Genomic DNA, 23867 nt, shown 5'->3' on the forward strand with positions numbered 1-23867 from the left:
TAAGTAGATAATTAAGTTAGTTAGTAGAAAAAATTAAGTTGCTAATCCTGAGTGGAGATGATTCCAGCGGCAGAGGTATCTTTCAATTGCATTAAAGAATTCATGAAGACCCATTCCAAGAAGACTCATTGCTAAAATTCCTGTATACATCTGTAGCATATTGCCTCGACCCCATCCATCCATAATAAGAAAACCTAGGCCGGATTGTGTGGCAAAAGATTCAACCATAAAAAGTACGGCTGTAGCTGTTCCACTAGAAATTTTTAGAGCTACTAAAGCATTAGGTAATGTCGCAGGAATAATAACATGTTGTAGTTCTTGTGATGGTGTTCCTCCAATAGATCGAAAAGAGTCACGGTATTTTTTGTCAATGTTGAGGGCACTTGCTCGGGTAGCAATAAGTATTTGATAGCCTGTTGTAAGTGTGATGAGTAAAATTTTAGGCGACTCACCAAGACCAAAAAGAGTTAGAAAAATAGGAAGTAGAACAATTTTAGGAATGGGATATGTTAAGAAAATGATAGGAGAAAAAATAGTATCTACTAAATGTTTAGTACCAAGAAGTAGGCCAAAAGGAAAAGCTGTAAACCATGCAAGTGCCATAGCAACAGATATTCTCAAAATACTTATACCTGCGTGAGTTAAAAAGAGTTTTGTTTTTAAACTATTATAAAAGTAGATAAGAACTTTTGTTGGGTTAGGTAAAATATTTTCCCCAATAATGATACTTCCAATCTTCCATAGGACAACTATTATAACTATAGCTAAGAGGTATTTAAATGTTGTTTTCATATATTTTCTTTATCACAGCTAGGGATAGGTATAAGGAGTTGTTGGAGTTTTGATGTAATTTTAAAGAATGTTTCATGGGTACGGCAATGTCTAGTATTGAAAGTAGAGTTTTCTATCCAGTACATAGATGGAGAAGGAGTAGGTGTAAGAACCATGATATATTTCCCTAAAAATGTAGCTTCTATGATGTCGTGAGTTACAAGAACAAAAGTTATTTTTCTATGTTGCCATATTTTAAAAAGTGTATTCTGTAACCGTTCCCTTGTAATAGCATCAAGAGAGCAGAATGGTTCATCCATAAAAAGAATATCTGGTTTTGTTACTAAGGCCCTTCCAATAGCAACTCGTTGTCTTTGTCCTCCTGATAATTGTATTGGATATCTTTTTTCAAGTCCTACAAGTTGGAGTTCTTCTAATATTTCTTTAAGGGCTTTTTTTTGTTCTTTTATAGGAGTAGATTGGAGTAATAGTGGTAAAAGTATATTTTCTTCAACAGTTTTCCATGGGAAAAGTCCATAGTCTTGGAGAATAAAAGCTATTTTTTTGCTATATAGTGATACATCACCTGAAGTTGCTTTTTCAAGTCCTGAAAGAATATAGAGGAGAGTTGTTTTCCCACATCCTGAAGGACCAATAATAGAGAGAGTTTCTCCAGCAGGAATTTTAAAAGAAAGATTATGGAGAATTAGAGTATTATTATATATTTTATTTATATTTACTACTGAAATACCATGAAAGCTCATTGTAGAACTATTTCCTCATAGCTAGGAGATGTTTGTAATAGTTTTGAAGATATCATCCAATTTGCAAAGGTTTCTATATCAGCTGAATTAGGTAATGGTTCTTTTTCAATATCAAAAAAAGGCATAGCAAAAGTCATAACAACATCTTGAGGAAGCAAGTCTTTGTTAACCATAAGTGTACGGTAGGTATCTGGGTTAGCATTGATACGTTTTGCGGCTTCTAACAATGCATTACGAAAAGATTGTGCTATGTTATCACTTAATACTTCTTTACGTAATGCAATAACAGCAAAAACAAGATTAAGTCCCTTATCATCAAGGATAACTTTTGAGCCATTACTTTCTGCTAACGATAGTAATGGTTCTACTAATAGGGCTGCTTCAATCTTATTTGACATGAGAAGCTGTGTGCGTAAAGCAATCCTGTTGATATCAGTTAGCGGGCAACTTGTTGGGGGTAAATGAGCTTTTTGTAGGAGTCTTGAAGCTAAAAATTCGATAATAGTAGCTTTGGAAATAGCAATAGGTGTATTTTTTAAATCGTTAGGAGATTGAATTGAAGATTTTTGAGAAACAGCAATACCAAAATTGCGATGTTGTGTTGTTGATCGTGCTACTGTTGCCACAATTTGCTGTGGGACACCTGTTTCATTTTGGAGAAGAACAGTGACAATATCGGTAAAATGTCCATCAAGCATACCTGCACGCATAGCAGAACTAAGTTCAACTGTACTTCTAAAAGGTACAAGATTCACTTCAAGGCCTTGATCAGCAAAGAGGCCTTCATCAATAGCAACATGTAAAATGATAGAAGATGCTGCAGGCAGTGTACCTATATTTATAGCACTTTGGGCAAGTTGAGTATAACTCATAATAAGTAAAAAAAGAAAAATGCGAATAATAATCATTCAAACCTCATCTACTGATTATTATTAAAAATAAATAGTTATTTTATAAATAAGTTACTTTTTAGATTACTATATACTTTTTAGCTATAGATAGTATTAATAACTTATTGGTGTTAAATAATACTAGGTTATTAAAATATATCGTTTTACTAAGGATAAGACAATAGCTAAAAAGACAGATATGAATTTTGTTACTATTTTCCTTATTATTCAATATTATTTTCAGTATTTTTTTATAATATGGTAGACTAATTAAAGAAGATTATCTAATTTTATTATTTAATAATAGTTAGCGATAATAAGCATCAGGTAGTTTTTTCATATTATGAAAGGAGATTACTGTGCAAACTTTAATTGTTGTAACCTATGATACCGAGTTAAAAGCAGAAGAAGTTAGATTAGACTTTTTAAAGATGCAAAAAGAATATCTAGTTGCATTAGAAGATGCTGTAGTTGTGGTACGTAAACCAGATGGGAAAATAAAGCTACATCAAATGTATAATCTCACAGCTGGAGGAGCTGTTAGTGGAGGTTTTTGGGGAACACTTATTGGTTTAATCTTTTTAAATCCACTATTGGGATTAGCTGTAGGAGCAAGTGCAGGTGCCATTGCTGGTGCTTTAAGTGATGTTGGTATTAGTGATGATTTTATGAAAAATCTTGCAAAACAGTTAACTCCAGGATCATCAGCATTATTTGTATTAGTAAATTCAAATATTACTGACAAGGTATTAGACGCACTTCATGGTACAGGTGGAGTAATCATTCAATCATCATTATCCCATGCAGACGAAGCAAAATTACAAGAAGCTCTTAATGGTATGTCATCTAATGATGATAGTAGTAACTAATTTATTTATTAAATAATAGTCCATCAATATTGATGGACTATTATTCTTTCTCTTTTTCTCTCCCTACCTCTGTAATTTTATGTAGCTAATGAATCAATAAAAAAGAAGATATGGAATTCTGTATCGATATATCAATTTATTAATATTTTTTTTACTTCTTATAATCTTATCTTATTGACATTACTCAAAATATAACATTCTTTTTTTGTTTAATTTATAATTTACTATATGTTAAAGTTCTAGTGAATAGTAATAGGACTAATTAATTTAGTAAAAATTAATAGTATATTTATTATAATTAATACATACAGATAATAAATAATTTAGTTTCTTAATTTAGTTTTTGATATAATAAAACAATTTTATATATAAATTTTACATAGTTATTAATAATTATAATTATATGTTAAGTTACATTTTTTACTTTTTACTTATACCATAAAAGTTAATTAGCGTTATTATCTTAAAAAATATTTTAAGATTTACTTATATAATCTAATCTAACCTAATTTAATTCTAACATATTAGAATAATAGTGAGTTAGTATAAAAAATATACTAGCTTAATGGATGATTACATTATACAGAAACTAGTTATTGCGAAAAGTAAATTTTCACGGTAAGTTATGATATATATTATGAGCTTGTTGTATATAAATTTTTTGAAAGAAACGTTAACTAATTACTTACATGAATAATCGCTAGTTATTTTAACCACTTTTCATTTTACAAAGTGACATTAGAAATTTGAGTATATGTTAAGGTGATTATGATAAATAAGACAACTAAGCGCCATAAAGCATTGCAAGAATTTCTTGCTGCCCGTGGCTATGCAACTATTGAAGATCTTGCTAGACATTTTGATGTGACCCCACAAACTGTTCGTAAAGATATAAACAGATTAGCATCAGATGGAAAAGTTCAGAGATTCCATGGTGGTGCAGGAATGCCTCTTGGCTCTGAAAACATTGTTTACGATGAACGAAAGAGCATTTGTTCAGAGGAAAAAAATAGAATTGCAAGGTTACTTGCAAATCACATCCCTGATGGAGCATCACTTTTCATTAATATTGGGACAACAACCGAAGAGGCTGCTAGAGCGCTTCTTGAACATAAGAACTTAAGAATACTAACAAATAGTTTAAATGTAGCTGCTATTTGTGCAAGAAATAGCTCTTTTGATGTTCTTGTAGCTTGTGGTACAGTCCGACATAAAGATCACGGAATTGTAGGAGCAAGTGCAGAACGCTTTATGAGTGAATTCCGTATGGATTATGGTATCATAGGTATTTCTGGTATTGATGAATCTGGAAACTTGTTAGATTATGATTATAGAGAGGTTGCTGTAGCTAGAACGATTATTGAATATTCTAGAGTAGTATTTTTAGCAACAGATAGCTCTAAATTTGGTCGACCTGCTATGGTTAGAGTAGGTGGGTTATCAAATGTAAAAGCTATTTTTACTGATGGACCATTAGAAGAAAAGTGGCGTCAGTTAGTGGAGAGTTCAGGAACAGAACTTTTTATAGCCTGATTTTATAGGCTTAATTTAAATAATTCATTATCCTATAGTTTAACTAATCTAGTATATCTTTATAATCTATTTGGTATATAGCAAGATTATGTTTTTATATTTATACTAGATTGTTGGGTGGAGTAAGTCTTATAGCCCCCTTGAAGATTAATGTTTTTTTGCATCATTTTTTCAAAAAAATCTACTTCTTCTTTGGAGAGAAAAGGAGTTGCTTCTCGACTAATAATATTTACATCTGGTAAGCTTATATTACCTTTAATATTAGGCGTAGTTTGTTGTATTGTTATATTATTAGTAGAGGTATCAACTTGTTCTTTCAACTGACTACTAAAAGTGGAGGAATTTGTGTTTTTTTGAGATCTCCCAAGTAACATAGACTGTACTGATGGAGCATTATCAATTTTCATTACAGACCTCCAATCAATTTTTGTAAGTATTAACTTTTTGTAATGTATAAAGCAATAATTTTATTATTATATGAATGTGTTAACATAAATATGACATTTTACTAATTCAATATAAGAGTATTTTATTAGGCATGTTACATACAAATATAAATATGAATTATTTAATAAATTTTTTATTATTCAATTAAATCATAAAGATACACTCTTCATAACTTATTTTATTATGAAAACAGTTAGTTATTAATCATGTATTAAAATACTACAACAGTCTATATTAATCTAATATAGAACATTATTATAAAAAATAATATGTTTGATATGCTAATTTTTGTTATTAATTATATATAATTAGTTATTATATATTCATAACTTATTTTATTAAGTTAAAAATATTAAAAATAGTAAAATACAAAATGTTAAAAAGTAATGTTATAAGAAAGGTATGTATGTAAAGTGTATATAGAGTGCATAGTTGGGGTATGAAAAAATTAATGTGCTAAGAGTATAAAAATATTTTATTTCCATAATTTTTTTAATATATTCTGGTGATATTCTAACATTTTTGTGACAGGTGTTGGCATTGTATGATTTAGGTACACTCCTCCTTTCCATGCGGATCTGATATTTGAGGAGCGTATATCCATTATAGGAGTATTAAGAAAGAAACAGTATAAATTTTTAAATATTGATGCATAACTTACCATTTTGTTATGACGATCTTGTATTATTGTAGTGCAATTCCAAAAGCGTTTTAGTGTTGATGAAAATGATTGTTTTTTGTTTGTAGATCTTGGAATTATTAAGAAATTTGTAATACTAGGTAGTTCAAGACCATTATACCATGTATCTAGCATGGCAAAATCTTCATCACTTAAAATAAAAAGTGGCTGATGAAGAGTATGTAGTTTCTTCCAGTAATTGAGCATGTTCCAAGTGTATGATGGTTGAGGCAATATAGATTCTATAGTGTTAATAGATAATAATGGATTTCCCTGTATAGCAGCTTGCAAAAGATCCACACGTAGTTGAAATGGAATAACATTTTTAGTTGTTTTATGAGGAGGTACCATACATGGTATGAATTGTATTTGCTCTAGATGCATATATTTTATTGCAGCTAATGCAATGTTTATATGTGCTGAGTGTACAGGATTGAATGTTCCTCCAAGTATTCCAATAAGTTTTTGATTCATGATGCTCAATTTCATTATTTTTGTTTTTAGCAGCTTATGGTTAAATAGAATTCATCATAATTTTTTCTTTTTGAAAATACTAATTATATCTTTGGTTATTTTTTATTTTATAGTGAATAATAGTATGTTATGAAAGATTTTTTCTATTTATTATCTGTATGAACTTTACTTTAATTTATTTGCTGCATAAGTAAAATCTACTATAGATATCTTTTGTAAAGATACATTAATAAATTTTTTATGCTAGCTGTAATTATTTTTTAGTTATTGTATTTATTATTTATGCTAACTATATGATACTAACAATATAATGTTATATTATTCTTTTTAGGTTATCTAGTCTTATTGATTTAAAAAAGATATTTTTCTTTTGACATATATATTGTTATATTGTATAGTTAATAGAGCTTATATGTTGTTAATATAATGTTTATTTGGACAATTGTTCCTTATTAAGGTGAGTTAATGATTATTCCTTTTCGTCATAAAGAACAAAATTCTTCATTAGAACAAATAGCTGATCCACAAGTAGAGTATATAGAAAATTCTAGTCCTTTATTGTCATTTATTATTAGACATTCAAAAACTATTATAGCTTTTTTTCTTATATTACTAAGCATAGTAATTATTGCTGGAGTCTGGAGTTGGTATAGTTCTCGTGAAGAAATAAAGGCACAAGCAGCACTTGGTCAAATTTTAATTAATTCGGTATCTACTGAACAATTTGATACATTGATAAAGTTTGAAAAAACAGCTCCTACTGCTTTACAAAAAGGCATTATTCTTCAATTAGCATTTTGGGCTGTTCAATTAGAACAATATCAAAAGGCTGCTGAAGAGTATGGTATCTTATATAATAAAGATCCTAAAGGTGCTATTGGTATTTTATCAGGCCTTAATCAGGCGGATCTTTTACAAAGAACTGGTAACTGGAAAGAAGCATTAAATGTATTATTAAGTCTTGAAGAAGTTGCTTCAAATCCTATCTTAACAGGAATTTATGAGTCACAAGCTATATGTGCTGAACATATAGGAGAAAAAAATATTGCTATATCTGCTTATAAGAAGCTTATAGATGAATTAAATATAACAGGAGTTGACGCTACATACTATGAAAATAAGCTTACAATATTAAGTAATAGTTAAGAATAGGATGTATAAAAAAGGTAGTAATAAAACTATTACATTAATTTTGATTGGTGTAGCTATAGTAGATTATTATTTTTTAGTAAAAAAGTATTGAAATATAATAATTATAAAGATAGAATATAAACTTTTTTTTGATAATATAAAAGTTTATATTAGATAACAAAATAGTCATAGTTAAGTAATCTATACTTTTTAAGTAGTTATTAAGATATACTAAGCTTAAATAGATATTATTTTGACTATTTGTTATTTTTAGTATTACTATAAACTAGTTGGAGTTAATAGAACATGGCACTTTTCAGGTAATTTTTATTTATTTTGCCGGTAAAGTGTTTATTATTATTATTATTATTATTTTAACTTACTCCAATTAGTGGAATACATAATTATTTTTTGTTATAATAGATTTTTATTTCTATTAAGTAGAATAGATAACTCATATGTTGTCTAAATAGAATAATCAAAAACTGTATAACTTTTATTAGAGTTATAACAGTTATATAGCTTAGGGAATAGTAAGTATAATACTCTATCATACTATACTTTTCAGTAACCTTTAATAAATCTAAACTAAATTATATAGTTAGTTATTAATCTCCAGAAGATTAAAATGGAGGGTCTTATATGGATGATTTTTTAAAAGAAGCATTAGATATAGTAAAAGCACAAGCCAGCGTTCGGGTAATGGCAGAAGATGAAATTATTTCTATGGTTCGTCGTCTTTCTTCAGGTATAAAGGTTGTTTCTGAAGGTGATTGCATTCAAGAAGAGCAGGCACCAACAGAATTACAAATGGATCCCCGTAAGTCAGTTAAAGAAAAATCTATTACTTGTCTTGAGTGTGGTAGGACATTTAAAATTTTGACACGTAAACATTTACGTAGTCATGGGCTTGACGCCAATGAATATCGTGAAAAGTGGGGACTAAAAAAAGATACCCCGTTAGTATGTAAAAGTTTACAACGTGAACGTCGTAATAAAATGAAAGATATGAAGCTTTGGGAAAAGCGTAGAAAGAGTTAATAAAAGTTATTATTAACTTTTAACTAACATCATTAATAATGTTAGCTAAAAAAGGGGGGAGAGTAATCTCTCCCCTCTTTTTTTAATTTTTTATAATAGTTAGGTATACTTTTTCTAAGATAAGAAAAAGTATCTTATTATAGAAGATATAAAATTCTATATAGAATAGCTACTATACTAATTAAATAGTGGTCGTTCTGGTGTAGATGAATCTTGTAAATTTTCTATAGTAACATCTTTAGGTGGAGTAAATTGAAATATGTTATTATCAATATGAGTATTGGGTGTAATATTAATAAAAGTAATAGTATTTGTATTTCCATAAAAATCAATTGATTGTACTTTGTGAATGAGTAAACTTTTTTTATTAATCCATAAAAATGCCTCAACCATTTGAGTCGTTGGTTCTTTTGGGTATAATTTAAGGAAGATTAGCTCATTATTATTATTATTATTATTTTCAATAATTGAGAAGTTTTTATCAAGTCGTACTTGTCCAGTAATAACCTGAATAATAGATGTGGAATCTTTTACAATATCTGTAGAGTACTTATAAACAAGGTTTTCATCAGGAAGATAATCCCATACAGCATTGGTATTAATAAGAAGAAGTTCTTCATGAGGTGTGTTTGTTTCCCATCTGACAAGAAGTGGTTTTTTAAAAAAGAGTTTCCCAATACGTGTTTCTTTGGACCCACTTTCTTGATGAGTAAGTTCTTGAGTAAATGTTGCAGAAAAGTTTTTAATGGATTGATATGATTGCTGTAATTCTTTTACTATTGGTATAGACTCTGCATAACTATCTGTTATATATGAATAAAATATAAAAGTTAAAAAAAATAATATTAGTTGTAGCATAGAAAATTTTTGTGACATTTTTTTGTTCCTTTGCTTAGGAAAAATTATAGTATTTATAATATTCTTCAAAGGCTAATTTGAACGTATAGTACGTGAACGATTTCCACGTATTGTAGGAGGAAGTATGCCTTCTTCTTCCATTCTTTCTACAAAACGAGCAGCCTTATTAAAGCCTATACGGAACCGTCGTTGTAATAGAGAAATAGACATTCTACCTTGTTCTTGAACAAAAGTAATAGCTTCAGCATATAACGATTCTTCGTCACTTGAGCTAAAAGGAGTTTTTGTATTTGTATTACTAGTTGTAGTATTATTTATATTGAGAGGGTTATTCCAATTAGAAAAATCTACTTCATATACTGGTGCTTGTTGTTTTCTCCAGTATTCAGTAACAGCAGTTACTTCCTCATCTGTGACAAAAGCTCCATGAAGTCTTTGAATCTTCCCACCATTTGGTTTAAAAAGCATATCACCTTTCCCAAGAAGTTGTTCTGCACCTGTGGCATCTAGGATTGTACGTGAATCATATTTATTAGCTACTTGAAATGCAATACGAGAGGGAAAGTTTGCTTTAATAAGTCCAGTTACTACATCTACACTAGGACGTTGTGTTGCCACAATAAGGTGTATTCCTGCAGCTCGAGCAAGCTGTGCAAGGCGAACAATTGAGCCTTCAACTTCTTTTCCTGCAGTCATCATAAGGTCTGCAAGTTCGTCAATAATAACTACAAGGTAAGGGAGGTATGTTAAATCTGCAAATTCTTCAGGTTTGTTATTGCCAATGCTAAGTAATTTTTTATTAAACTCATTAAAATGTTTTACTCCAAGGCGTGCAAGACAGTTGTAGCGTCTATCCATTTCATAAACAGCCCATTCTAAGGCTACTTTAGCAAGTGCAGGTTCTGTAACAACAGGATGTATAAGGTGTGGTAATTGTGTATACATAGCTAGTTCTACCCTCTTAGGATCAATAAGTATGAGTTTCAAGTCAGTAGGAGTAGCATTATAGAGAAAGCTTAATAGTATTGTATTAAGACATACACTTTTCCCTGCGCCTGTTGTTCCTGCCACAAGAATGTGTGGCATTGTTGCCAAGTCTTTGACTGTTGACTTTCCTTCTATGTCTTTACCGAGGGCCATACTTAATGGTGATGAGCTGTTTTTGAATGCTTTAGACTGTATAAGTGTTTTAAAGCTTACCAGTGATCTATTTTCATTTGGTATTTCAATACCAACTGTATCACTACCTGGAACAGGTGCTTGAATACGTACGGCTTCAGCCATCAGACTTCTTGCAAGATCATCACTAAGGTTTGCTATTCTACTTACACGGACTCCAGGTGCTGGGCGTATTTCAAAAAGTGTAATAACTGGACCTGGTGTAACACGAACTAATTCTCCTTGAATATTAAAGTCACTAAGACAATCCATCACTTTTTTACTTTTTTCTTTAAGAGTAAGTTGAGATGGTAGTATATCATTTTCTGTAGAAGAATGAAGAAGGGATAAGGAAGGTAATGGTAGTTTGTGTTTTACAAGATTAGTTGTTTGTCGCAAAGCTGTTGAAGTTGGTATACTAGATGTTTCTGAGAATGACTCTAGTAGCTTTGGTAAATTATTGGAAGAAGTATGTTGGATTTGTTCCTCATACTTGTTAGTCGTAGGAGAGGTTATCAATGGATGTGTGGTGATATCTATTGTGTCTAAATTTTCTAATTTATCTATATCGATATGAGTATCTTCAAAGGTATCATCTTCGAGTGTTAGAGGAGTTATGTCAGGAGAAGTGAATTCGTTATAGGTCGTAGAGATTATGCTTTTCTTATGGGACTTTTTTAATGTTTCTTGTAAAGAATGTGGTATGTTCCATAGTTGATTGTTTGATGTATGAGAATATTGTATTCTTTCAGATCGATAGCTTGATAGCGTAGCAATACCTGTATACTGATGGGCAAGGGTATTATGTAATAAAGAAGAATCATAAGGGTAAGCAGGTTGCAGAGTAGGGTTATGAATTTCATATAATGGGATAATATCAATATATTCTTCTTGTTTTTTAAAGGGAAAATAGTTTTGTATAAAACAAAGCCAATTATAGTTTAAACATATTGAACATATAGTTTTTAAAGAAATGTCATATTTTTCAATTTTATTTTTAATAATATTTTGAAGGCGATGAAGAATATTTAACCATGCAATACCAAAGGCAAATTCAAGAGAAATAAAGAATAAAAAAAGCCAAATAAGAGTGGAACCAATAGTACCAAAAATTATAGAAGATTGTTTATAAATGGTCATACCTATGATGCCACCACCTCTAACATCACCAATACCAAAGTTCCATGCAGCACCAAAGGAAATGAGGCAAAATGAAAGAATAAAAAATCCAAGCCAACGCCACCAAGGAATAGTTAGCCAAGTAGTAATACATCCAGCGCCCCATGCTATAAATATGGCTGGCCAAACAATAGCAGAGAATCCAAATATATCTACCAATAGCCCACTGATATATGCACCAAATATTCCTGCTTGATTATGAGCTTTTGAAAAATTACTTACTACATGGTTAAGACTAGGATCTCGTTGATCATGAGAAAGTAGGCTTAAAAGGACAAGCAATCCCCAGAAAATGAGGAAAAGTCCAAATAACTCACGAGCAAGTTTTTGATTATTATCTTCAGGAGGTGTTTCATTATTTGGTCTACTCTGTTGAAGAGATAGATTTCGGGTAGATTTATTTTCTTTGCCTGAATATATCATAGTGAGATTCTATAGTAATAGAGGGATATCATGATCATATTTTTATGGTATTCATAGATTAGTAGTAAAAATAGTCTTACTCACGACCAATATATTCTTTAGTACGGGTGTCAACTTTTATACGCTCACCTATATTAATAAATATAGGTACTTGTATAACAACTCCTGTTTCAAGCTTTGCAGGTTTTGTTACATTACTTACAGTATCACCTTTTATAGCTGTTTCTGTTTCTATAACTTCAAGAATTAACGTTAAAGGGATATCTATATCTATAGGTTTTTCATTGTAAAGAAGTACACGGCATTGTTGTCCATCTTTAAGAAATTCAGATTTTCCATTAGTAACATCTTCTGACATATGGAGTTGTTCATAGTTTGTAAGATCCATAAAGATGAGTTCAGAGCCTTCATGATAAAGAAACTGCATATCCCTTGACTCTAAGTTTGGCCGTTCGACTTTTTCTCCAGAACGAAATGTATTATCTATTACTCGGCCATTAAGGATATTGCGGAGTTTGGTGCGGACCATAGCTCCACCTTTCCCAGGTTTAAAATGCTGAAAGTCTATTATATCATAGGGGACACCATCAATTTCTATTTTAAGTCCTTTACGAAAATCAGTAGTTGAATACATGCTGCCTCCATAGCAGTTTTTAACATAGCACGTAACTAATGTTGATTATTTTAGCATTAAACGACAATGAGATATTGAAATTTTGTTTGTTTTTTGGTTATTAGTTATTAGAGTAAAACTAAGTACAGCTCATATATATATATATAACTATTTTTTATCAGTATAGACTCATTTACAATAACACAGTATCTGTACTGTCAGACGTCGTTTTTTATAGTCAATAATGATAACTACCACTAAGTATATGAAAGGGATATTTTTGAGCATTCAGCAAAGCTTGTCAATATCTCATATGAAGTAAGGCAAATGATGACACAATACAAACTTCAACTTGAGGCAACAAATTTTACTAAACAACAGCTTCAACAACAATTAGATATTCTAGAGCAAAACAATATACTTCAGATTGCGTTAGCAGGACGATCAAATGTAGGCAAATCATCTCTTATCAATGCTCTTGCAGGTCGTAAACAACTAGCAAAGACAAGTGGAACTCCAGGAAAGACACGTTCCATTAATTTTTATGCGGTTTATCCAAATACTTTTATGTTGGTAGATTTACCTGGATATGGTTATGCACAATGTAGTAAAATAGAGAGACAACATTGGGCTATGCTTATAGAGTATTATCTAAAAAACTGTAGTAAGCTAAAAGCTTTTGTTTTGCTTATAGATTGTAGAATCCCTCCTCAAAAACTAGACTATGAACTAGCTGAATTTGCTACCAGTTATTGTATTCCTCTTATTCCTGTTCTTACAAAAATTGATAAATGTAAATTGGTTGAACAAAATAAACGTCAAAAAGAGTGGAGAGCATTGCTTAATAATACACAACCATTACTTGTTTCTTCAAAAAATATGAAAGGGGTACAACAGCTATGGGAACGTATACAATATACTATTGATAGCTATTAAGCATGAGGGAGAATGAACTGTCATAGCCAATTTTGTTGTTAGTTTTAGACTAAATGCCAAGATTTATGGCATAGGTATATGTTATCAGCTTATTTATATATAATATATGAATAAATAAACTTAATATAACCTATAGTAACTATATAATTTTTATAAAAGAATTTTTTTATAATATTAGTAATAATTCTTAGAAGTTTTCTGGCCTAATTTATGCATAAATTTTTGCTAGTTAGCCTTTATTATCTTACTACTCCTTTATATTACTACCTCTATTATAAATATCCTCATTTTATTATCCAGTCTGATTTTTTCTTATTATGATATCACAATAACAATATTAGTAAGGTAGAGAAATTATGAACGAATTCATTCAGAGAAATGGTTTTTATGGAAATTCAATACTGGAAAATTATTCGTTACAAACAGAAACTCAAGCTGATACACATAGTAATATTGCTAGTTGTGCATTATTTTGGAAGAAATTCAAAACAACATGTCAATCTACATATAATATTGTTTCCTTCTTTTTATATGAGACATTTATTCCCTCCATATATCAAAGTAATAAATACATTGCATGCTACTGTGCTATTCAATCAAGCTCAATACCTATGCTTCAAAAAGATAAGCAGTGTCGTTTTTGATTAAAAAATAGGTATATATTGCTAATAGATAAGTATAACTAATAGGAAAGAATAGAATATGTAATGAATTTAACCTAGTGTGTTAATGACAAAATTATAACAAAGTTTTTTTCAATACATTGACAGTAAAAGATTCATTATCTGATGAATGAATATTCATTATGATAGGTTAAGTTATTTATATTCTTATAACTTAACCTATTATTTTTTTCTAAATAGGAGATCTGAAATATATTTTATGAAGGAAGAAGAAATAGGAGAGTTAGTCATAATTATTGATATTTTTTCATTATATATAGATAGTTATCATATTTACTAATCTATATATTTAATGTTTATAGTATTAAAAAATACAACTGGTATGTTTTGTGCTTTTATTTATTAAAGATAGAAAATTTTATTAGTTCCTCTAAAGCTTTTTTTAGTTAAGCCGTAAAGCTAGGTAACTGTATAAGTAATGGCAAGTAACCTAGTGAAGTTAAGCATCCCACGGCTTATTGTATATTTGGAGGAAGTTAAGATGAAATTTTTTTATCAGTTAGATAAAGTTACATTAAATGATTTTCAGGTAATTGAGCCTACTAATGATACAAGAATATTTAAGGATAGCGAATATAAAGATAAATATGAACAATGTACAAAAATGACTATAGTGATGGATAATGTTACTCTAAAAGTTGTGACTCTTGGTGTTTCTGAATTGATATTAGAAAACATACAGTAGTTTGAATCATAATGTATTAAGAACAATCTGTAGTGTGTACTTTGGTAATATACTAGGTAACAATATTGTTCAGATTTGGAGAGCATTATATATGTTTAGCTTAATATATATATATATGTCTACTAAGTTAGACATAGTTGTGTCTACACTCTTCATGTTCTGAGTCTAAGGAGGATGAAATGAGGATTGAATCAGATGGTAGCTGGAGACAAGTACCACCAAATAATTCATCAACAAGCAGTGTAGAATCTAGTCAAGGAGCACAACAAACAAACCAAACAGAAGAAACTTCTGGTCGTAGATCTTCAAGTTCTTTTTGGGGTAGGTTATGTTCTCGTTGTTCTAGTGGTCTTTCACGTGTTGGAGCTGCAATAAGTAGTATGTTTTCTAGTCTTGTTAGTTCTATTAGGAGCTTAAGTCAATATATAACAAGAGATAAAACAGCTTCAGGTGTTTCTTCTGGAAGTTTAGCTCCTAGAGTTAGTAGCCATGGAATTGGTGGTCAAGATGGATCCACAAGGCATACTACTAGTAACCCACGGGACAGTGCTCCTCCAGATTTTTCTCCACCTCCACCTCCTATTAATAAAAGACATGGTGGGCCAGATTCAGATCCAATTTATGATGTGCCTCATGGAGTGGGGAGTACATCACCTTCTTTACTTCCACATGGTAAACCAGATACAGATCCAATTTATGATACTCCAAGAAATTTTGGGATAGTAGGTGCACCTATACCTATGCCACAATCAGGAGGGAATCGTTCTCAAGAACCAATATACGATACACCTAAAAAGCCTGGAGAATCGAGTAGTAGTTCTTCATCATCGTCCTCATAGTTTTATTATTAAATGTTAGGCTGTTATAAGAGTATATAACTAGCTTATTATATAACAGATTAGTCATAGTTAGAGGAGGAAATAGTAAAAGAATTTTTAATAAGAGGATAAGTTATGAAAATATATAATGAGCCAACATGGTATGATGGAATAAAAAAAGAGAATGAGCTTATAGAGAAAGAAAAGCCTCTGGAAGATATAAGTAGTTATTGGGAGTTTTGTAATATTGAGTTGGGGATAGTTGCACGTGTTATTGTTGGAATTTTTACACTAGGCTTGTCAGAAGCTGTATTTAAGTGCATGAGGATGTATAAAGCTAAAAAAAGTGAAATATATGGTCCACCAATAGTAAAAGGTGTTTCATGGTATGAAAATGGTAAGAAGAAAAGAGTGTGGGATGATAATCAGTCACACTCAGAAGAAGCTCAAAGTCAACCTCAGAGGAATAGGAGTAGGAGAAATAGACAATTAGGTAGTAGAGCACCAAATAGGTATGGGTTGATGTATCGTAATGGTATGCCTACAAGATTTTGGGTTTAATGAGGGGAACACTGTTGAAACTTAGATAACTAAATATTTTTGTTAATATATTCTCTACTTTTTTTATTTATTAGCTAGATAGTAAAAAGAACAAAAAATGAAGACTTGTCCACATATAGGGGAGGTTTGTGATGAGAGTAGATGCAGGTCAAAGAATAAATCAAGCTTTAATGGCGGATACAACACAAGCAACTTCTACTAATGAGACTTCAGAAGCGCAGAATACAGAGAAAACAGAAGGCAGTAAAGGTTCTTCAAAACTATGTGGTATGAATTGTAAAAAAGGTCTGAAGTTAGCTGGACGTATTGCCCTTGCAGTTCTAACATTAGGTATTTCTGAAGGTGTGAGAAAAGGGATAGAAGCTTATCAAGCTAGACAAGTTAAATCTGAAGGGGCACGAATGGGTAAATTATGGGAAACTGGTAAGCCTAGTTTTCCTGAAAAAAGTGGCATACATAATCCATCTGCAACTGATGATAATGATAAAAATTTGTGGACATCTTCTAGTCAGAAGAACAGTGGTGGTGTAAATAGTTTTGGTAAAGAGTCTCCATCACCTAGTTCTGGATCTAGTGGTTCTCATTTTGTGTTTCATGACTCACCACAGAAACCTTCAAGCGGTATTACAGCTGAGACGACCCTTAAAACAAATAGTGGTGGTGCTACAGGAGAATAGTTGAAGCATTTTTTAAAGAAATAATTATTTTATAAGTAGGGTACGTGAAAATAATAATATATACTGCAAGGTAATGTGGGGTAAGCTATGCCAATTACAATAACGCTCAACGCACCTAGACCTCAAGACTTTGAAGATAACACATCTGTAAATAGAGATAATAGGACAGAAAATACTCGACAAACACAAGAGACGTCATCTAAAAGCGCTACATCATCATCTGCATCTTCATTCCTACATGGTCTTTGTAGTAACTGTAGGCAACTTGGAGGAGCAATGGCACGTGTAGGAAGCTCAGTACTTGCAAGTGCTACTCTCACAGTGAGGAATTTAGGTGTAAGAGCAGTAAATAGTTATGCTGCAACACAAGTTAGGAGTGGGATATCAAGATTAGCTGATTTAATTTCATTAAGAGACAGCCAATCTGGTCCAAGAGGTCCTGAAATTACTGTTAGTTATAATAAAGATCAAGATAAAGTTACGTTTCATGATCCATACAATAGAGGTGGTTTTTCTTCATCAGGTAGTAGTGGTGTTAGTGGATAGAACTTACTCTGTTATATAATATTTGTTTACCTATTTATATATCTAATAAATAAAATAAGTTTGTTTAGTATCTTTTATAAATGAATTAATAAGGTATATTTTTATACCTTTTTTATATATTAGGATAGTAAAACATAACCTAAAAATTTCATTGTTATCTTAGAAGTCATTATGGTTTATATTCATTGAGTCATTATGATAAGAGAGGAGTAAGAGCATGCCGCCAATAGATCCAGCTATAGCAGCTAAGATATCAGCAGCTATGAATCAAGGGCTTTATGATTACGCTAATAGAAACAGTAATGACAGTAGTAGTGCAAGTAGTACATCATCAGCAAGCTCTACTTCATCATTAAGCTCGTCCTCTCCATTATATACTGCTAATTGTAAACAAGGTTTAAAAATGGCAGCACGTGTTGGACTTGCAGTTATAAGCTTAGGGTTTTCTGAATTAATTATGAAAGGTATTTCTCTGTATAAATCAAGACAAGCTACACAGAATCCACAACCAAGAGTAGTAAATGTATTTGAGTCACAACCACCTTTAGAAATTTCACGTAGATCAAGTACAGATAGTACTAGTAGTTCTGGAAGTGTATCTTCTCGTACACAGTTGATTTTTGAACAATCTTCTCATATGCCTACAAGCGGTATTACAGCTGAGATGTCACTTACTCGTGGTAGTAATGATTAAAAAGGATAAGTTGGTTATGTGATATGTAAAAAATAAGTAGGCTGAAGATGGTAATGACAAAAATAAGATTATACATAGCAAAAGTGGATAGCTAACCATAAGCTATACTAATCTGACATTCTATCTAGGAAGTATACGAAAATGGAGAAAAATAACATACTATCAGAACAAAAACTTATTGTAACTATCCATCCAAAATCTGTATTTCATATTTGTGGAAGAGCTATTCTAACTATTTTAACTTTTGGTATTTCAGAATATCTATTAAGTGCTATTAGTTCTTCAAAAGTAGTTCAATCTGATTTAAATTAGTAAGAATGTACCATAATATATATATATATTCCCTATGTTAGTAATGAGTAGCTTTGATTAGACAATATACAAATAACAAAGTGAAACACTTTACATATATAAAGTTTTTCCTAAGTAATTCTTATTCTTTTTTGGGTAAGAAAAACGTAATATTATATTATTATAACTGACTTATTATGGATGTATTTAGGATAGATATATAAAAATGATACTTGGGAGTATCATTTTTATATATCTATCTATTTTTTGTATATTATTTATACATTAAATAAATAACTACTCTAGCTTGAAAGAGTAACTTAAGCTCATTATTATATAATTAAAAGGTTATAAAAGGTTCTGTCAATTTTTTAGTGATACATAATTATTATAGAAATGGTAAAGAAAAAATGAAGGGGCATAAATATATTGCTTATATAAAATATGTTTTACATACTTTTAGTATGGCATGAATTCTGCTTATATTTTCTGTTATTCTAAATTTATTCTTAAAGCTTCAAGGAATATAACTATGAATTCTTTTATTGCTAAAAAAAGTAGTACTCTGATTATATTAAGTTACCTATTGCAGTAATAATATTTGATTATTGGAAGATAAAATTTCTATATATTATAAACTAAATTAGGTGAATATTTACTAATAGTTATATAGAAAGTTATTATAGGATGTTTTAGTAAATTATATCATGAAGTAAGAGCTCAGAAAATACAAGTTTTATACCCAATGAGTCATAATTATATGAATGAGGAGCTTTTCTATAATTATTATGGGCTCATAGAGCATCTCCTTTATTTTATACTATAATTACTGAATTGTAACTAGTAGGGAGGTACACGGGGATGCTCATTATTTTACTAGTATTAATTAATAAATAGTATATAATTCATCTGGTAGTAACATAATTCTACTAATTACTAAGTAACAACAGGATATTTAACTGAATTATTTTGCAAAGTATAACTCAACAAATTTATATTCTAATTATATGAAAGAAATAAAAAAATTTTTGTATTTTTGTATTATTTTATATAAATATAAATTTTATAGGGGTGTTTTTATATAAAATATTCTGTGTTAGTTGACTTGTTAATTATAAGTCTTCACTATAACACTTGGTAACTAATGAACATAACTTTATTGCTAAGGGAGTTTTTAATCCCATTTTATTATGATATTGTTATCAAGAGTATGAACTAATGTTCCTTTTATATATTGTAATGTAAGATCAGGTCTTCTTTTTTGAAGGAGGATAGCAACTTTTTGTAACTTTTTGCTATTATTACCTATTAATATAATAGGCTTTGTTGTTTCAAGAGTATCAATACTTTTTTTAAGGAATTTGAGAGGAATATTAATTGCTCCAGTGAGATGTCCTACATTAAACTCCTGTGATGAGCGTACATCTATAAGTGTTACTGCACTCACTTTAGTTAAAAGAATCTCTAACTCATCATTATCTGTAATAGCTAAATGATCATGTATATTGGCTAATGTTTTAGATTGCAAGATAAGCCAAATTAGAACTATAAGTAATGCAGGAATTAATATAGTGATATAACTCATAGTTATCTCCATAATTATTATAGAGCTTATTATTTCTTTTTAATAATACAATATACATAGAGTGGTAATAGTCTATTAGCACAATATATAAATATATTTATTAATATTATCCTATTGTTTTTTATTAGATTTTTTATGTTAAAGAGGTAGATTAGCAAGATTTACTACTATAGTATAGCAATACTCAATATAATAATATAACAGTTAACTTAAGTAATTTGATTATTGAATTAAGGACAATATATGCAGTCTATAATAAAATTTATTCATATTTCTGATACACATATTTCTGCTCAAGGCTGTTTAGTATACGATAATAATCCTAGAGTAAAGTTACAGACATGTATTGATGAGATTAAAAGAGATCATTTAGATGCAGCATTTCTTATACTAACTGGCGATGTAACAAATGATGGTAGCATGGAGTGTTTTTCTTTTCTTCAAGAGGTGTTATCAGAACTACCAATGCCATGGTATCTTGTTATGGGTAATCATGATTTAAAACAATCGTTATTTACAGCTATCCCTGAATATCCAAGAGATCCAAATGGTTTTGTTCAATTTACAGTAGATACTCCTGTAGGTTTATGTATCATTCTTGATACAACAATAGCAAATCAGTCTAGTGGAATACTTTGTGCTGCCCGCTTAGACTGGTTAGCTAATGAACTTAAGCAAGCAACAAAACCTGTGTTATTATTTTTTCATCATCCACCATTTTCTCTTGGAATTCCCTCAATGGATGCTATTGTACACTCTTTAAAAAATTCTGAAGAATTTTTTGCTGTATTGAAACCATATAAAGATAAGATTCGCCATATGTTTGTTGGCCATATTCATCGGCCTATTTGTGGTTCATGGAATGGTATACCATTTTCTTGTGCACCAAGTACAGCACACCAAATTGCTTTAAATTTTCAATCTGATAAATCTGTTCTTGGATTTAAAGAACCATCAGGATATAGTATTGTTTTGGTAAATAATGATCAGTTAATAGTTCATTTCCAAGAGTGTAATAAGACCCCGAATATAATTATTAAAGCATAACTATTAGAGGAAATAAATTGTCTGCCATTTGTTTGAATAATGTTTGTAAATACTGGGATACATCCAAAGCAGTTGATGATATAAATTTTAAAGTAGAATCTGGGAATTTACTTGTACTCTTGGGACCGTCTGGTTGTGGTAAAACAACTACATTGAGGCTAATAGCTGGTCTTGAAAAAGTAACATCAGGCCAAATAATCATTGATGATTGTGATGTAACATATTTGCCACCCTCAAAACGTCATTTATCTATGGTATTTCAATCTTATGCTCTTTTCCCTCATTTAACAGTACAAGAAAATATTCTTTTTGGTCTTAAAGTAAGAAAGGTTCCGAAACAAGAACAAAAAAAACGTCTTGATAATGCTGTAGCAATGTTGAATTTATATGGTTTACTTGGTCGTAAACCTTCTATGCTTTCAGGTGGTCAACAACAACGTGTAGCTCTTGGTAGAGCTCTTGTTGCAAATGCATCTGTATGTCTCATGGATGAACCACTTTCGAATCTTGATGCACAATTACGTAATGATATGCGTAAAGAAATTAGGGAAATTCAACAAGCTTTAAAAATGACAATGGTTTATGTTACACATGATCAGGTAGAGGCTATGAGTATAGCTGATCAGGTTATTCTTATGAATAAAGGAGTAATTGTGCAACATGCTGTACCTGAAGATATGTATATAAAGCCTCAAACCATATTTGCTGCAAGTTTTATTGGTACTCCCCCAATGAATATAATAAATTTATCTCAAAAGGATGGAAAGCTAATCATATCTGGTTCTCAAGATATTTTTATTCCGCAAGTCCCAGAAGGAGCTACTGTTATAGGTGTTAGACCAGAACATCTTCAAATTTCTTCTGTTGGATGGCCTAGTATCGTATTATCTAATGAATACCATGGAGCTGTTTCATTAGTAACTTGTAAAGTTGGAAGTGAAAAAATTATTTTTATTCAGCATGGTAATGTAACTTGTTCTCCTGGAGAGATAGTTTATCTTAGTTGTTCACCAGAGCATATGCATTTTTTTAATGGAGATACAGGAAATAGGATCACTAGACACTAATAGATAAAAAACATAGAAAGAAATATATTAGATAGTTATATTAGAGTAGTTATAGAAACTTTATATATCTATAGTTATCCTCATATTTGTGTATTATATAGAAAGCACAAAGAGTTATTATAGGGAAGAATAATGGTTCGACAATTTATACATAAAATATATTATATAGGTTTTGTCCTTAGTTTCATTATAGTTGTTCCAACATTTGCTATAGCATTGGATAAGGTGCATCTAACATTTTGTTTTCCTGTTGCTGTAAGTGGTCCTATCACAAAAATTATTGAAGATATGACTGCTGAGTTTATGAGAACTTATCCTGATATAGTTATTAAGCCAATATATACAGGAACATATAAAGATACTATTACAAAAGTTTTAACAGCAATGCATGGAGGTGAACCTCCCCATGTTGCAGTGTTACTTGCTTGTGATATTTATTCATTAATTGATGAAAATGCTATTATTGCATATGAAGATCTTCCTGGAGGAGCAGAGTTAAGTCATGACTATTTCCCAGTGTTTATGAAAAATAGTCAAGCTCAAGGAAAAACGTGGGGTATACCTTTTCAGCGCTCTACTATTGTTATGTTTTGGAATAAAGAGGCTTTTACTAAAGCAGGACTTAATCCAACAGCTCCCCCTCAAACATGGCAAGAGCTTATTGATATAAGTAAGAAGCTTGTTAATAGAGATAGTTCAGGAAAAGTTACACAGTGGGGTATTTCTATTCCTACTACAGGGTATGCTTACTGGATGTTTCAGGCATTATGTATTCAAAATGGACTTGAACTTGCAAATTCAGAAGGGACAAAAGTATATTTTAACGACCCTAGAGCTGTTGAAGCACTTCAATTTTTAGTTGATTTATCATATAAATATGGTGTGATGGAAAAAGGAACTATTGAATGGTCTACAATACCTAGAGATTTTCTTGAAGGGAAAACAGCTATGATGTGGACTACAACAGGAAACTTAACAAATATTCAAGAAAATACAACTTTTGATTATGGCGTATCTATGTTACCAAAACATATAAGATTGGGTTCACCAACAGGTGGAGGCAATTTTTATATATTAAAGAAAACAACAGAAGCTGAACGTGATGCAGCCTTAAAGTTTGTAAAATGGATGACTGATAAAGAGCGTGCGGCACAGTGGAGTATTGATACAGGCTATGTATTAGTACGTCCTGATGCTTGTCAGACAGAGAATATGAAAAGATATATTAAAGAATTCCCCTACCTTGATGTAGCCCTTGAACAATTAAAATATGGAGTTGCTGAGTTATCAACTCATGCAAACCAGCGTGTAACTAAAGTATTAGAGGATGCTATACAGTCTGCTGTAACTGGAACTAAAACTCCATCTCTAGCACTAGAAGAAGCACAAAAAGATGCAGAACGTATCTTATTACGTTACAGTAATTGATAAAAAATAGTTTGTTACT

25 protein-coding genes are annotated in these 23867 nt (G+C 30.6%); 16 read left to right on the forward strand and 9 right to left on the reverse strand.

What is annotated here, in order from left to right; translation table 11 throughout:
• Positions 1-33 precede the first annotated feature (33 nt).
• Genes LI_RS00310 through LI_RS00320 form a run of 3 tightly spaced genes read right to left on the reverse strand, consistent with a single transcriptional unit; the run spans position 34 to position 2443 of the window.
• Positions 34-792: an ABC transporter permease gene (locus LI_RS00310; RefSeq protein ID WP_011526139.1), complete on the reverse strand. Its 759-nt coding sequence runs from the start codon at positions 790-792 to the stop codon at positions 34-36.
• A complete protein-coding gene (locus LI_RS00315) occupies positions 789-1535 on the reverse strand; it encodes an ABC transporter ATP-binding protein (protein ID WP_011526140.1) in 747 nt (248 codons plus the stop codon). The genes LI_RS00310 and LI_RS00315 overlap by 4 nt, the downstream gene beginning before the upstream one ends.
• Positions 1532-2443 (reverse strand): ABC transporter substrate-binding protein, encoded by a 912-nt coding sequence (locus tag LI_RS00320; protein ID WP_011526141.1) that lies wholly within the window; start codon positions 2441-2443, stop codon positions 1532-1534. The genes LI_RS00315 and LI_RS00320 overlap by 4 nt, the downstream gene beginning before the upstream one ends.
• 341 nt (positions 2444-2784) lie before the next feature.
• Here LI_RS00320 and LI_RS00325 point away from each other — a divergent pair, with 341 nt between their 5' ends.
• Together LI_RS00325 and LI_RS00330 are read left to right on the forward strand one after the other, a co-directional pair.
• On the forward strand, positions 2785-3294 hold the full coding sequence (locus tag LI_RS00325; RefSeq protein ID WP_011526142.1) for a DUF1269 domain-containing protein: 510 nt from the start codon (positions 2785-2787) through the stop codon (positions 3292-3294).
• A gap of 768 nt (positions 3295-4062) precedes the next feature.
• A complete protein-coding gene (locus LI_RS00330; protein ID WP_015353665.1) occupies positions 4063-4827 on the forward strand; it encodes a DeoR/GlpR family DNA-binding transcription regulator in 765 nt (254 codons plus the stop codon).
• 86 nt (positions 4828-4913) lie between these two features.
• Here LI_RS00330 and LI_RS00335 read toward each other — a convergent pair whose 3' ends face one another.
• Both LI_RS00335 and nadD read right to left on the reverse strand, forming a co-directional pair.
• Positions 4914-5234, reverse strand: coding sequence for a hypothetical protein (locus LI_RS00335; protein WP_011526144.1), 321 nt, complete (start codon positions 5232-5234; stop codon positions 4914-4916).
• A 515-nt stretch (positions 5235-5749) separates the two neighbouring features.
• Positions 5750-6427, reverse strand: a complete 678-nt coding sequence (gene nadD / locus LI_RS00340; protein WP_223604123.1) for a nicotinate (nicotinamide) nucleotide adenylyltransferase — start codon at positions 6425-6427, stop codon at positions 5750-5752.
• Positions 6428-6892: 465 nt separating this feature from the next.
• On the opposite strand from nadD, the gene LI_RS00345 reads away from it, so the two are divergent.
• Positions 6893-7573, forward strand: coding sequence for a tetratricopeptide repeat protein (locus LI_RS00345; RefSeq protein ID WP_015353666.1), 681 nt, complete (start codon positions 6893-6895; stop codon positions 7571-7573).
• Positions 7574-8200: 627 nt separating this feature from the next.
• Complete coding sequence (locus LI_RS00350) at positions 8201-8599, forward strand: Ros/MucR family transcriptional regulator (protein ID WP_011526147.1); 399 nt, start codon at positions 8201-8203, stop codon at positions 8597-8599.
• Between the two features lie 177 nt (positions 8600-8776).
• Here the strand turns inward: LI_RS00350 and lolA are convergent, their stop codons facing one another.
• The 3 genes from lolA to efp all read right to left on the reverse strand — a co-directional run bounded on the left by lolA (position 8777) and on the right by efp (position 12851).
• The gene (lolA, locus tag LI_RS00355; protein ID WP_223604119.1) at positions 8777-9475 is read right to left on the reverse strand and encodes an outer membrane lipoprotein periplasmic chaperone LolA; all 699 of its coding nucleotides are present in this window, start codon (positions 9473-9475) and stop codon (positions 8777-8779) included.
• A 54-nt stretch (positions 9476-9529) separates the two neighbouring features.
• Complete coding sequence (locus LI_RS00360) at positions 9530-12217, reverse strand: DNA translocase FtsK (RefSeq protein ID WP_011526149.1); 2688 nt, start codon at positions 12215-12217, stop codon at positions 9530-9532.
• Positions 12218-12293: 76 nt separating this feature from the next.
• On the reverse strand, positions 12294-12851 hold the full coding sequence (gene efp / locus LI_RS00365; RefSeq protein WP_011526150.1) for an elongation factor P: 558 nt from the start codon (positions 12849-12851) through the stop codon (positions 12294-12296).
• A gap of 306 nt (positions 12852-13157) precedes the next feature.
• Here efp and yihA point away from each other — a divergent pair, with 306 nt between their 5' ends.
• From yihA to LI_RS07485, 9 genes are all read left to right on the forward strand, one after another.
• On the forward strand, positions 13158-13766 hold the full coding sequence (gene yihA / locus LI_RS00370) for a ribosome biogenesis GTP-binding protein YihA/YsxC (protein WP_011526151.1): 609 nt from the start codon (positions 13158-13160) through the stop codon (positions 13764-13766).
• 356 nt (positions 13767-14122) lie between these two features.
• The gene (locus tag LI_RS00375) at positions 14123-14410 is read left to right on the forward strand and encodes a hypothetical protein (protein ID WP_041817026.1); all 288 of its coding nucleotides are present in this window, start codon (positions 14123-14125) and stop codon (positions 14408-14410) included.
• Positions 14411-14930: 520 nt separating this feature from the next.
• Positions 14931-15134, forward strand: coding sequence for a hypothetical protein (locus tag LI_RS00380; RefSeq protein ID WP_041817027.1), 204 nt, complete (start codon positions 14931-14933; stop codon positions 15132-15134).
• Between the two features lie 179 nt (positions 15135-15313).
• The gene (locus tag LI_RS00385; RefSeq protein WP_011526152.1) at positions 15314-15973 is read left to right on the forward strand and encodes a hypothetical protein; all 660 of its coding nucleotides are present in this window, start codon (positions 15314-15316) and stop codon (positions 15971-15973) included.
• Positions 15974-16087: 114 nt separating this feature from the next.
• Positions 16088-16513 carry a hypothetical protein gene (locus LI_RS00390; RefSeq protein ID WP_011526153.1) on the forward strand — a complete coding sequence of 142 codons (426 nt, stop codon included), beginning with the start codon at positions 16088-16090 and terminating at the stop codon, positions 16511-16513.
• A gap of 131 nt (positions 16514-16644) precedes the next feature.
• On the forward strand, positions 16645-17190 hold the full coding sequence (locus tag LI_RS00395; protein ID WP_223604138.1) for a hypothetical protein: 546 nt from the start codon (positions 16645-16647) through the stop codon (positions 17188-17190).
• A gap of 87 nt (positions 17191-17277) precedes the next feature.
• Positions 17278-17736, forward strand: a complete 459-nt coding sequence (locus LI_RS00400) for a hypothetical protein (protein ID WP_011526155.1) — start codon at positions 17278-17280, stop codon at positions 17734-17736.
• Positions 17737-17953: 217 nt separating this feature from the next.
• On the forward strand, positions 17954-18430 hold the full coding sequence (locus tag LI_RS00405) for a hypothetical protein (RefSeq protein WP_011526156.1): 477 nt from the start codon (positions 17954-17956) through the stop codon (positions 18428-18430).
• A gap of 141 nt (positions 18431-18571) precedes the next feature.
• Positions 18572-18742, forward strand: a complete 171-nt coding sequence (locus tag LI_RS07485) for a hypothetical protein (RefSeq protein WP_155800192.1) — start codon at positions 18572-18574, stop codon at positions 18740-18742.
• A gap of 1153 nt (positions 18743-19895) precedes the next feature.
• On the opposite strand, the gene LI_RS00410 is transcribed toward LI_RS07485, so the two are convergent.
• A complete protein-coding gene (locus LI_RS00410; protein ID WP_223604117.1) occupies positions 19896-20306 on the reverse strand; it encodes a rhodanese-like domain-containing protein in 411 nt (136 codons plus the stop codon).
• A gap of 243 nt (positions 20307-20549) precedes the next feature.
• On the opposite strand from LI_RS00410, the gene LI_RS00415 reads away from it, so the two are divergent.
• From LI_RS00415 to LI_RS00425, 3 genes are all read left to right on the forward strand, one after another.
• The gene (locus tag LI_RS00415; protein WP_011526158.1) at positions 20550-21353 is read left to right on the forward strand and encodes a phosphodiesterase; all 804 of its coding nucleotides are present in this window, start codon (positions 20550-20552) and stop codon (positions 21351-21353) included.
• 17 nt (positions 21354-21370) lie between these two features.
• Positions 21371-22420: an ABC transporter ATP-binding protein gene (locus LI_RS00420; RefSeq protein WP_011526159.1), complete on the forward strand. Its 1050-nt coding sequence runs from the start codon at positions 21371-21373 to the stop codon at positions 22418-22420.
• 132 nt (positions 22421-22552) lie between these two features.
• Positions 22553-23848: an ABC transporter substrate-binding protein gene (locus tag LI_RS00425; RefSeq protein WP_011526160.1), complete on the forward strand. Its 1296-nt coding sequence runs from the start codon at positions 22553-22555 to the stop codon at positions 23846-23848.
• The last annotated feature ends 19 nt before the right edge of the window (positions 23849-23867 follow it).

It is taken from the genome of Lawsonia intracellularis PHE/MN1-00 (assembly GCF_000055945.1).
In the GTDB taxonomy this organism is placed as follows: Bacteria; Desulfobacterota; Desulfovibrionia; order Desulfovibrionales; family Desulfovibrionaceae; genus Bilophila; species Bilophila intracellularis.